Genomic DNA, 10,687 nt, shown 5'->3' with positions numbered 1-10,687 from the left:
TCGACGTCGGCGACCAGGGTCTTGAAGACCCGGTCGGCGGTCACGCCCAGCGCCTCGGCGGCCTCCTCCCCGTACGAGGCGGCCGCCGGGTCGTGCTCGTAGGCGTGCACCGTGAACGGCACCTCGGCGGTCTCCAGGGCGACCGTCGCGGGGGTGCCCCGGCCGCCCTTCTTCGGTTTCGTGGCCACGGGGCCTCCGGTGGTCGGTCGGGGCTGGGGTCGGGTGGTGGGGCCGGTCCGGTCGGGCCGGTTCAGTTGGGGCTGAAGGACTGGCGGGTCAGGTTGACGGCGGGCAGCGAGGGGAGCCAGCCGAGCACCGCGCTCTCGCGCCGCAGCAGCTCGAGTTCGGCCCGCAGCCGCTGGGCGTTGTCCGGGCTGGCGAGCAGCCGCTGCTTGAGCGGGACCTCCAGCACGGCCGCGGCCGCGACCAGGTAGGACAGCACCTGCGGGTCGTCGGGCAGCTCCTGGCGGCCGACGGTGCTGGCCTCCCGGGCGCCGGCGAGCCGCCGCTGGTAGGTGCGGAAGGCACGCTCGACCTCGGCGGCCAGGGCCCCGGAGCCCTCGCCGGTGCGCTCCTCGATCGGTTCGGCCTCGCCGACCAGGTAGGGCCCGCCGACGTCGACCGAGCGCAGCCGGAACCGGGTGGTGCCGGTGACCAGCAGCTCGTAGCGGCCGTCGGGCTGCGGCTGGACGGAGGTGACGTCCGCGACACAGCCGATGTGGTGCAGCGCCTCCAGCGGGTCGCCGGTGGCGGTGCCGAGGCCGTCCAGCGGGCCGGCCGGTCCGTCCTCGGGGCGGACCGGGGCGACCTCGCGGCCGTCCTTGATGGCGAGCACGCCGAAGCGGCGCGGCCGGTCCTCGGGCCCGTCGACCAGATCGGCGACGAGACGGCGGTAGCGCTCCTCGAAGACGTTCAGGGGCATGACCAGGCCCGGGTAGAGCACGTTGTTCAGCGGGAAGAGCGGCAGCCGTTCTGTCACGGCGGACAGCGTAGTTCCCCGGGCGGTGCGAGCGCTCCGGGGTTATCCGTGCGAGCGCGTCCGCGGCCGCCGGCGGCCGTCCGCGCGGGAGTGTCCGCCGCTCGTCCGCCGCTGCCTGCGGCTATCCGCGCTGGAGCATCCGGCTGGCGCCGGCGGCGACGGTGGTGGCGAGCACCCAGCCGATGACGACCAGGCCCGCCGAGACCCACTGGGAGGCCCCGCCGGGGTTCCAGCCGCCCTGGCCGAGGTCGACGACCGGCAGCAGCTGGCCGAGCGCGTACAGCACCGGGTTCCAGTGCGGCCGCTCGTCGGCCTTGAGCGGCTGGAGCGCGTGGGTGGCGAAGTAGAGGCTGCCGAGCGCCCAGGCGAGCAGCAGCCAGAGCGCGGCCCGGCCGGGCCGGTAGCCGTAGCCGACCGTGGCGTCCTGGACCCGGCCCCAGATCCGGGCCGGCAGCGGCAGGGTCTGCCGGCGGCGGCGCTCCTTGGCGTGGAGCACCTCGCGGGCGTCGTCGTCGGCGCCGTCGCGGCGCAGCGCGGCGGCGAGCTGCTCGTAGGACTCGGGCTGGAACTCCACCGCGGCGCCCTCCAGCCAGGCGATCCGCTGGTGGACGGGGAACGGCACGGCCGGGCGCAGGCACTCGTAGGTGAAGCCGGTGAGGCCGACGGTGCCGCCCTGCGGCCAGGAGCCGGGGGCGTCGACCAGGTTGCCGATCCGGGCCCGGGACAGCGAGACCGTGCCGCCGGCCGGGAAGCGGCAGGTGAACCGCAGCTCCGGGGTCTGGATCCGGCGCAGGGTGACCTCGTCGCCCTCGTCGAGGTGGAACTCGGCGTCGGAGAGCAGACAGGCGTTCTCGAACCGGCCGTCGGACAGCCGGACCTGGCCGAAGGCGCGGAACGGCGTGCTCGGCGAGCCCGCCGGCGGCACCTCGCCGTACCCGGAGCCGTAGTAGGTCTGCGAGCCGAACCAGCCGCCGTCGGCCGAGCCGCTCAGGTACAGCGTGTGGCCGACGGTGAGCCGGACGGCGTTGAGGGCGTTGCGGTTGCCCGGGACGGCGTGCAGCTGGGCGCCGCGCAGCGAGAGCCGGCCGCCGATCCGGGCGGTGCGCAGGCTGACCTCGCCGTCGGTGGCGAGCCGGTCGGCCTCGCAGTCCTGGTTCACCGCGATGCCGTCGGCGGACAGCGCCCGGCCGAACCGGTCGCCGCCCAGCACGGCCTGGTTGAGCAGCAGGTCGGTGCCGATCCGGGCGTCGGTGAGCCGGACGCCCTGGCGTATTCGGCAGCGGGCCAGGTGCAGGTCGCCGGAGGTCACCAGCCGGGAGGCCTCCAGCCGGGGCACGAGGCAGTTGATGAAGCGCAGGGTGCCGGCCTCGGCCTCGGACATCAGGATCTTCTGGTCGAACCGGCAGTCGTGCAGCTCGACGTAGTGCCCGATGGTGCCGCCGGCCAGCCGCAGCGGACCGGTGACCAGCGCGCCGGTCAGCTTCAGCGAGGCGACCCGGCCGGGCACCGGGGCGGGCCCGTCCAGCAGCAGCCGGGAGAGCACCTCGGCCCGGACCGTCCGCCGGGCGTCCCAGACGGCCTCGCCGAAGGGGTCGTCCGCCGCGGCGTCGCCGGTGCGCAGATCGAGGGTCCGGCCGTGCCGGAACGCCTGCCACAGTGCCTGCTCGGCCGCCGTCCAGCCGTCCGGTGCCCGCTCCGCCATGCCGTCCCCCCGTGTCCCCCGGTTGTCTCGCTCTTCGTATCACGGACTGAAATGCGGGATCGCGGGTTCCGGCCACTCCTTACACTGGGGGGCGTGATCTCTCGAATCGATCTGCGCGGCTCGCTCGACGACCCGCGCGGCCTGCTGCCCCGTGCCGACTTCGACGTCGCGGCCGCCCTGGAGAAGGTGCGCCCGATCGCCGAGGACGTGCATCATCGCGGGGTCGCGGCGCTGATCGAGATCACCGAACGCTTCGACGGCGTGCGGCTGGAGTCCACCCGGGTCCCGGCCGAGCAGCTCGCCGAGGCCCTCGCGGAGCTGGACCCGAAGGTGCGCGCCGCACTGGAGGAGTCGATCCGCCGGGCCCGGCTGGTCCACGCCGACCAGCGCCGCGAGGGGCACACCACCCAGGTGGTGCCCGGCGGCACGGTTACCCAGCGCTGGGTGCCGGTGGACCGGGTCGGGCTGTACGTACCGGGCGGTCTGGCCGTCTACCCGTCCTCCGTAGTGATGAACGTGGTGCCGGCCCAGGAGGCGGGCGTCGCCGGGATCGCGGTGACCTCGCCGCCGCAGAAGGCCTTCGGCGGCCGGGTGCACCCGACCATCCTGGCCGCGTGCGCGCTGCTCGGCGTCACCGAGGTGTACTCGGTCGGCGGCGCCCAGGCGGTCGCGATGTTCGCGCTCGGCACCGAGGAGTGCGAGCCGGTGAACATGGTCACCGGCCCCGGCAACATCTACGTGGCCGCCGCCAAGCGCTACTTCGCGGGCCGGATCGGCATCGACTCCGAGGCCGGACCGACCGAGATCGCCGTGCTCGCCGACGACACCGCCGACCCGGCGGAGGTCGCCGCCGACCTGATCAGCCAGGCCGAGCACGGCCCGACCTCGGGCTCGGTGCTGGTCACCGCCTCGGTGGCGCTCGCCGACGCGGTCGAGGCCGAGCTGAAGGTCCAGGTCGCCCGGACCAAGCACGGCGAGCGGGTGGCCGAGGCCCTCGGCGGCCGGCAGTCCGGCATCATCCTGGTCGACGACCTGGAGCAGGGCCTGGCCGTGGTCAACGCCTACGCGGCCGAGCACCTGGAGATCCAGACCCGGGACGCGCACGCGGTCGCCGCGAAGGTCCGCAACGCGGGCGCGATCTTCATCGGCCGGTACACCCCGGTCTCGCTCGGCGACTACGCGGCCGGCTCCAACCACGTGCTGCCCACCGGCGGCTGCGCCTGCCACTCCGCGGGCCTGTCCGTGCAGACCTTCCTGCGCGGCGTGCAGGTCGTCGAGTACGACCGCGAGGCGCTGGCCGGCATCGCCGCGCACGTGGTCACCCTGGCGGACGCCGAGGACCTGCCCGGTCACGGCGACGCGATCAAGGCGCGTTTCGTCGGAGACGAGCAGAATTGGCGGAGCGAGTGGACGGTTTCCGGCACGTGACCACGATCGACGACCTTCCCGTCCGGGACGAGCTCCGCGGCCAGTCGCCCTACGGCGCCCCGCAGCTCGACGTCCCGGTCCAGCTGAACACCAACGAGAACCCGTACCCGCTCCCCGAGGAGCTGGTCGCGCGGATCGCCGAGCGGGTCGCCGAGGCCGCCCGCCACCTCAACCGCTACCCCGACCGGGACGCGGTCGAGCTGCGCGACGGCCTGGCCGCCTACCTGACCCGGACCACCGGCTTCGCCGTCGCCCGGGAGAACGTCTGGGCCGCCAACGGCTCCAACGAGGTGCTCCAGCAGCTGCTCCAGACCTTCGGCGGCCCCGGCCGCACCGCGCTCGGCTTCGAGCCCTCGTACTCGATGCACGCGCTGATCTCCCGGGGCACCGGCACCGGCTGGATCTCCGGCCCGCGCAACGACGACTTCACCATCGACCTGGACGCCGCCGCCGCGGCGATCGCCGAGCACCGGCCGCACGTGCTGTTCGTCTGCTCGCCGAACAACCCGACCGGGACCGCCGTCGCCGCCGACACCGTGCTGCGGCTGTACGAGGCCGCGCAGGCCGCCCGGCCCAGCCTGGTGGTGGTCGACGAGGCGTACGTCGAGTTCTCGCACCGCGACTCGCTGCTGTCGCTGATCGAGGGCCGCCCCAACCTGGTGGTCACCCGCACCATGTCCAAGGCCTTCGGCGCGGCCGGGCTGCGCCTGGGCTACCTGGCCGCCGACCCGGCGGTCGTCGACGCGGTCCAGTTGGTGCGCCTGCCGTACCACCTGTCGGCCGTCACCCAGGCGACCGCGCTGGCCTGCCTGGAGCACACCGACACCCTGCTCGGCTACGTCGGCCGGCTCAAGGACGAGCGCGACCGGCTGGTCGGGGCCCTGCGCGGACTCGGCCTGGAGGTGACCGACTCGGACGCCAACTTCGTCCAGTTCGGCCGCTTCGCCGACACCCACGCCGTCTGGCGGGCCATTCTCGACCACGGCGTCCTGGTCCGGGACAACGGCGTCCCCGGGTGGCTGCGCGTCACCGCCGGCACCCCCGCCGAGAACGACGCCTTCCTGGCCGCCGTCGCCACAGTGATCAAGGAGCTGTAACCCGTATGACCCGCATCGGACGCGTCGAACGCACCACCAAGGAGACGTCCGTCCTGGTCGAAATAGACCTCGACGGCACCGGCAGGACCGAGATCTCCACGGGCGTCGGCTTCTACGACCACATGCTCGACCAGCTCGGGCGCCACGGCCTCTTCGACCTCACCGTGAAGACCGAGGGCGACCTGCACATCGACAGCCACCACACCATCGAGGACACCGCCCTCGCGCTCGGCGCCGCCTTCCGGGAGGCGCTCGGCGACAAGGTCGGCATCTACCGCTTCGGCAACTGCACCGTCCCGCTGGACGAGTCGCTCGCCCAGGTGACCGTCGACCTCTCCGGCCGCCCCTACCTGGTGCACACCGAGCCGGAGAACATGGCGCCGATGATCGGCGCCTACGACACCACCATGACCCGGCACATCCTGGAGTCCTTCGTGGCCCAGGCCCGGATCGCCCTGCACGTCCACGTGCCGTACGGGCGCAACGCCCACCACATCGTGGAGTGCCAGTTCAAGGCGCTGGCCCGGGCCCTGCGCTACGCCGCCGAGCGCGACCCGCGCGCGGCCGGCATCCTCCCGTCGACCAAGGGTGCGCTGTGAGCAACACCGCGATGATCCTCATCTTCGTCGGGCTCTTCCTGGCCGGCGGCGTGATCTCGTTCTGGAAGCAGAAGCAGGCGAAGGGCGTCATCCTCGTCCTCGCGCTGGGCTCGGCCATGTGCCTGGGCGCCGGCCTGATGCGCCTGTAACCGCGGCGGACGAAGACCGGCGAACGAAAGACTGGACACCTGAACATGGGCAAGAACGTCGTGGTGCTCGACTACGGCTCCGGCAACCTCCGCTCGGCGCAGCGCGCCCTGGAGCGGACCGGCGCCACCGTCACCGTCACCTCCGACTACCAGAAGGCGATGGACGCCGACGGCCTGCTCGTCCCCGGCGTCGGCGCCTTCGAGGCCTGCATGCGCGGACTGAAGTCGGTCCGCGGGGACTGGATCGTCGGACGCCGGCTGGCCGGCGGCCGACCGGTCATGGGCATCTGCGTGGGCATGCAGATCCTCTTCGAGAAGGGCGTCGAGCACGGGGTGGAGACCGCCGGCTGCGACGAGTGGCCGGGCACCGTGGAGCCGCTGGAGGCCCCGGTCGTCCCGCACATGGGCTGGAACACCGTGGACGCCCCCGAGGGCAACCGGATGTTCGCCGGCCTGGACGCGGACGCCCGCTTCTACTTCGTCCACTCCTACGGGGTGCGGCACTGGGAGCTCGAGACGCACAGCGCGCGGATCAACCCGCCGCTGGTCACCTGGGCCACGCACGGGCAGCCGTTCGTGGCGGCGATCGAGAACGGCCCGCTCTGGGCCACCCAGTTCCATCCCGAGAAGTCCGGCGACGCCGGCGCCGCCCTGCTGACCAACTGGGTCAACACCCTCTGACCACGGAAGACGTGTACCTCATGAGCCGCCTCGAACTGCTGCCCGCCGTCGACGTCCGGGACGGGCAGGCCGTCCGCCTGGTCAAGGGCGCCTCCGGCACCGAGACCTCCTTCGGCGAGCCGCTCGCCGCCGCCCTCGCCTGGCAGAGCGCCGGCGCCGAGTGGCTGCACCTGGTCGACCTCGACGCCGCCTTCGGCACCGGCTCCAACCGCGAGCTGGTCCGCGGGATCACCGAGACCCTCGACATCAAGGTCGAGCTGTCCGGCGGCATCCGCGACGACGCCTCGCTGGCCGCCGCCCTCGCCACCGGCTGCACCCGGGTCAACCTCGGCACCGCCGCCCTGGAGAGCCCGGACTGGGTCGCCAAGGTCATCGCCGAGCACGGCGACCGGATCGCCGTCGGCCTGGACGTGGTCGGCACCACCCTGCGCGGCCGGGGCTGGACCAGCGAGGGCGGCCAGCTCTTCGAGGTGCTGGCCCGCCTGGACGCCGAGGGCTGCGCCCGCTACGTGGTCACGGACGTCAACCGGGACGGCACCCTGACCGGCCCCAACCTCCAGCTGCTGCGCGACGTGTGCGCCGCCACCGACCGTCCGGTGGTCGCCTCCGGCGGCGTCTCCTCGCTGGACGACCTGGTCGCGATCGCCGGCCTGGTCGGCGAGGGAGTCGAGGGCGCGATCGTCGGCAAGGCACTCTACGAGCAGAAGTTCACCCTCGAAGAGGCGTTGGAGGCGGTTTCGGGATGACGGAACGTCGGATCGTGCGCGGCCGGGTCGACGGGTTCTCCCCCTGGGAGGAACTCCTCGGCGCGTCGCAGGCGATCGCCGTCGGGGACCACGTCCACGTGGCCGGCGCCAGGCCGCTGGTGGACGGTGTGCTGCAGGGCGAGGGCGACCCCTACGAGCAGGTGCGGGCCGCCTTCGGCAACGCGCTGGAGGCCCTGGCCGCGTACGGTCTGACGGCGGACGACGTGGTCCGCACCCGGGTGTACCTCACCCACTCCCGTGACATCGACGCGGCGGGCCGCGCCCACCAGGAACTCTTCGGGGCCGTGCGCCCGGTGGCCACCGTCGTGGTGGTGCAGAGCCTGGTCGACTCGCGTCTGCTCGTCGAGGTCGAGCTCGACGCCCACCGCGCCGGACTCGCCGCCACCCTGGAAGCTCTGGAAGGCAAGCAGCCGTGACCCTCGCAGTACGTGTCATCCCCTGTCTGGACGTCGACGCCGGCCGTGTGGTCAAGGGCGTCAACTTCCAGAACCTGCGGGACGCCGGGGACCCGGTCGAGATGGCCAGGCTCTACGACGCCGAGGGCGCCGACGAGCTGACCTTCCTCGACATCACCGCGTCCTCCGGCGACCGCGAGACCACCTACGACGTGGTCCGCCGCACCGCCGAGCAGGTGTTCATCCCGCTCACCGTCGGCGGCGGCATCCGCGCCGTCGAGGACGTCGACAAGCTGCTGCGGGCCGGCGCCGACAAGGTCGGCGTCAACACCGCCGCCATCGCCCGCCCCGAGCTGGTCCGCGAGATCGCCGCACGGTTCGGCCGCCAGGTGCTGGTGCTGTCGGTGGACGCCCGCCGCTGCGCCGAGGGCACCGAGACCGCCTCCGGTTTCGAGGTCACCACCCACGGCGGCCGCAAGGGCACCGGCCTGGACGCCGTCGAGTGGGCCGGCCGCGCCGCCGAGCTGGGCGCGGGCGAGATCCTGCTCAACTCGATGGACGCCGACGGCACCAAGGACGGCTACGACCTGGAGCTGATCCGGGCCGTCCGCGCGGCCGTGTCCGTCCCGGTGATCGCCTCCGGCGGCGCCGGGAAGCTCGCCGACTTCGCCCCCGCGGTGGAGGCCGGCGCGGACGCGGTGCTGGCCGCCAGCGTCTTCCACTTCGGGGACCTGCGGATCGGCGAGGTCAAGGACGCGCTGCGGGAGGCCGGGCACCCGGTCCGCTGAGTGTGCGGTGCGCGGCCTGCCCGGTCCGGTCCGGCGCGCGGCCGGGCGGTCGCGCGCCGGACCGGGGGCGCCACCCGTCAGGCGTCCTTCGGCGGCTCGCCCTTGATCAGGGCGAACGGGGCGCCGAACGGGTCGGCCAGCCAGGCGATCCGGCCGACGTCCGGCACGCTCTCCGGGCCCATCAGCACGCTCGCCCCGGCGGCGGTGGCCCGGGCGACCACCGCGTCCACGTCGGAGGAGCCGAAGTACGGCGTCCAGGACGGCGGCCCGGAGTCGGCCATCACCGGGGCGATGCCGCCGAAGGTGGTGGCCCGCAGGTCGCCCTCGGCCGGGGAGAGCACCTTGTACGTCATGCCGGGCGCCGGGAAGTCCTCCTCGCGCCAGCCGAACACCGTCCGGTAGAAGCCGAAGCCGGCGTCCACGGAGCCGGTGTGCAGCTCGATCCAGATCAGCGCGCCGTCCTCGGACACGGCGTCCAGGCCGGTGACGGCGCCCGGCTGCCAGACCGCGAACTGCGCGCCCTGGGGATCGGTCAGCTGGGCCATCCGCCCGGCCTCCATCACGTCGAAGGCCGGGACCCGGACGGTGCCGCCGGCCCGCTCGACGGCCGCGGCGGTGGCCTCGGCGTCCGGAGTGCGGAAGTACGTCGTCCAGGCGGAGCGCGCGCCCTCCTCGGTGAGCCGGCCGACGGCGGCGACCGTCCGGCCGTCCGACTGGAGGAAGCCGTAGCCCTCGGCCTCCGGGCCGGCCGACCGGAAGGTCCAGCCGAACACCGCCCCGTAGAACGTGGCGGCGGCGGCCGGGTCGGGGCTGCCGAGGTCGATCCAGCACGGGGAGCCGGCCGGGAAGTCGGTGGTGAGCATGGTGTCGCGTCCCTTCGAGGGAGACGGTAACGACGGGCAGGGGCCGGACGGCCGCCGCCGTGGGCCCGGCGACGCCCCTCCCGGCCACCTGCGAGTCTGCACCCCGCCACCGACATCCGCAGCCGGGGCGGGGACCGCCGGCCCTGCCGGCGCTACTCGCGCTCGGGGAGCGGGAGGGCGTGCCGCAGCGCCTCGACGGCGTCGTGCGGGCCGTCCACCTCGACCCGGGTGCGGGCACCCCGGCCGAAGGCGAGCAGCACCAGCTCGCCCGGCTCGCCGGTGATCCGCACCGTCGCCGGTCCGGCCGGGCCGACGGCCAGGGTCCGGCCGTCGGGGTGGCACAGCTCCAGCCGCACCGGGGAGCGCCGGCCCGCCTCCATCCGGGCGGGCAGCGACAGCCGGCGCCAGAGCGCCTCGGCCCGGCCGGCCGGCACCGCCGTCGGCGCCGGCCCGTCGCCGGCCCGGGCGACGTCCTCGGCGTGCACGTAGTACTCGACGGTGTTGCCCGCCTCGTCCGCGCCGGGCAGCGAGAACAGCGAGAACGGGGGCGGACCGGCGCGGAACATCCGGACCAGCTCCTCGTACGGCCGCCCGGCGTAGGACTCCTGCACCCGGTGGGTCCAGCCGGCCAGCGGGCCGATCCGGATGCCGGCGGCGGCGTCCGGCCGCCGCTCGCGGATCACCAGGTGGGCGGCGAGGTCGCGGGTGGACCACCCGGCGCAGAGGGTGGGCGCGTCCGGCCCGGCGGCGGCCAGCAGTTCGGCCAGACGGTGGCGCTCGGCGAGAGCGTGGTTAGACATGCCGCCCACCCTACGAGTGCCGACGGGGGGTCAGCGCAGGTGTCCGGTGAGCTTGCCGGTGTCCGGCCGGTTGCCCGCCGTCAGGATGCAGGTGTAGTCGCGCCAGCCCTGCTGGTAGAAGGCGTAGCTCGGGCCCACCGGGTAGCTGTAGTACGGCCCGCCGCCGCCCTGCCGGGCCTCGGCGGCGGCCTGGGCGTCCTTGCAGCCGTCCCGCATCGCGTTGGCGACCTGGTAGTCGCCGGTCAGCCCGTCGGGCAGCAGCTGGTCGGCGATCGCCTCGCCGTCGTGCTTGCCCTCGCAGGGGCGGGCCTCCGGCTTGGTGACCGTCCGGCTCAGCTGCGGGTGGTCCAGGCAGGTGCCGACGGTGAAGAAGCTGTACGGGACCACCTTGGTCGGTGTCGGGGTCGGTGTGGGGGTCGGCGTGGGCGTGGGTGTCGGG

Annotated in this window: 12 protein-coding genes and 2 pseudogenes; 8 read left to right on the top strand and 6 right to left on the bottom strand. The window is 74.2% G+C overall.

The window, feature by feature from the left end; translation table 11 throughout:
* From BI06_RS27950 to BI06_RS27940, 3 genes and pseudogenes are all read right to left on the bottom strand, one after another.
* Positions 1-188, bottom strand: a pseudogene (locus BI06_RS27950) (Cys-tRNA(Pro) deacylase); the annotation flags it as partial.
* A gap of 62 nt (positions 189-250) precedes the next feature.
* On the bottom strand, positions 251-988 hold the full coding sequence (locus tag BI06_RS27945; protein ID WP_167349717.1) for an LON peptidase substrate-binding domain-containing protein: 738 nt from the start codon (positions 986-988) through the stop codon (positions 251-253).
* Between the two features lie 112 nt (positions 989-1,100).
* A complete protein-coding gene (locus tag BI06_RS27940) occupies positions 1,101-2,681 on the bottom strand; it encodes a hypothetical protein (protein ID WP_030391416.1) in 1,581 nt (526 codons plus the stop codon).
* Positions 2,682-2,774: 93 nt separating this feature from the next.
* Here BI06_RS27940 and hisD point away from each other — a divergent pair, with 93 nt between their 5' ends.
* From hisD to hisF, 8 genes are read left to right on the top strand one after another with little or no spacing between them, the layout of a single operon-like run.
* Entirely contained in the window at positions 2,775-4,109 is a 1,335-nt protein-coding gene (gene hisD / locus BI06_RS27935) for a histidinol dehydrogenase (RefSeq protein ID WP_030391415.1), read from the top strand.
* The gene (locus BI06_RS27930) at positions 4,106-5,206 is read left to right on the top strand and encodes a histidinol-phosphate transaminase (RefSeq protein WP_043473254.1); all 1,101 of its coding nucleotides are present in this window, start codon (positions 4,106-4,108) and stop codon (positions 5,204-5,206) included. The genes hisD and BI06_RS27930 overlap by 4 nt, the downstream gene beginning before the upstream one ends.
* Positions 5,207-5,211: 5 nt before the next feature.
* On the top strand, positions 5,212-5,805 hold the full coding sequence (gene hisB, locus BI06_RS27925) for an imidazoleglycerol-phosphate dehydratase HisB (RefSeq protein ID WP_030391413.1): 594 nt from the start codon (positions 5,212-5,214) through the stop codon (positions 5,803-5,805).
* Positions 5,802-5,954, top strand: coding sequence for a hypothetical protein (locus BI06_RS52560; protein ID WP_030391412.1), 153 nt, complete (start codon positions 5,802-5,804; stop codon positions 5,952-5,954). Before hisB ends, BI06_RS52560 begins: the two co-directional genes overlap by 4 nt.
* A 45-nt stretch (positions 5,955-5,999) precedes the next feature.
* The gene (hisH, locus tag BI06_RS27915) at positions 6,000-6,635 is read left to right on the top strand and encodes an imidazole glycerol phosphate synthase subunit HisH (RefSeq protein WP_030391411.1); all 636 of its coding nucleotides are present in this window, start codon (positions 6,000-6,002) and stop codon (positions 6,633-6,635) included.
* A gap of 20 nt (positions 6,636-6,655) precedes the next feature.
* On the top strand, positions 6,656-7,381 hold the full coding sequence (gene priA, locus BI06_RS27910) for a bifunctional 1-(5-phosphoribosyl)-5-((5-phosphoribosylamino)methylideneamino)imidazole-4-carboxamide isomerase/phosphoribosylanthranilate isomerase PriA (RefSeq protein WP_030391410.1): 726 nt from the start codon (positions 6,656-6,658) through the stop codon (positions 7,379-7,381).
* The gene (locus tag BI06_RS27905; RefSeq protein WP_030391409.1) at positions 7,378-7,818 is read left to right on the top strand and encodes a Rid family hydrolase; all 441 of its coding nucleotides are present in this window, start codon (positions 7,378-7,380) and stop codon (positions 7,816-7,818) included. Before priA ends, BI06_RS27905 begins: the two co-directional genes overlap by 4 nt.
* A complete protein-coding gene (gene hisF, locus BI06_RS27900) occupies positions 7,815-8,585 on the top strand; it encodes an imidazole glycerol phosphate synthase subunit HisF (protein WP_030391408.1) in 771 nt (256 codons plus the stop codon). Before BI06_RS27905 ends, hisF begins: the two co-directional genes overlap by 4 nt.
* A gap of 77 nt (positions 8,586-8,662) precedes the next feature.
* Here the strand turns inward: hisF and BI06_RS27895 are convergent, their stop codons facing one another.
* From BI06_RS27895 to BI06_RS27885, 3 genes and pseudogenes are all read right to left on the bottom strand, one after another.
* Positions 8,663-9,448, bottom strand: a complete 786-nt coding sequence (locus BI06_RS27895; protein ID WP_043472352.1) for a VOC family protein — start codon at positions 9,446-9,448, stop codon at positions 8,663-8,665.
* A 152-nt stretch (positions 9,449-9,600) separates the two neighbouring features.
* A complete protein-coding gene (locus tag BI06_RS27890; protein ID WP_030391406.1) occupies positions 9,601-10,248 on the bottom strand; it encodes a TIGR03085 family metal-binding protein in 648 nt (215 codons plus the stop codon).
* A gap of 30 nt (positions 10,249-10,278) precedes the next feature.
* A pseudogene (locus BI06_RS27885) lies at positions 10,279-10,687 on the bottom strand (hypothetical protein); the annotation flags it as partial.

The sequence above is a fragment of the Kitasatospora sp. MBT66 genome, from assembly GCF_000710405.2.
Classification (GTDB): Bacteria; Actinomycetota; Actinomycetes; order Streptomycetales; family Streptomycetaceae; genus Kitasatospora; species Kitasatospora purpeofusca.
The sequence above is the reverse complement of the archived record's forward strand: the minus strand, read 5'-3'. Positions and strand labels throughout refer to the sequence as shown.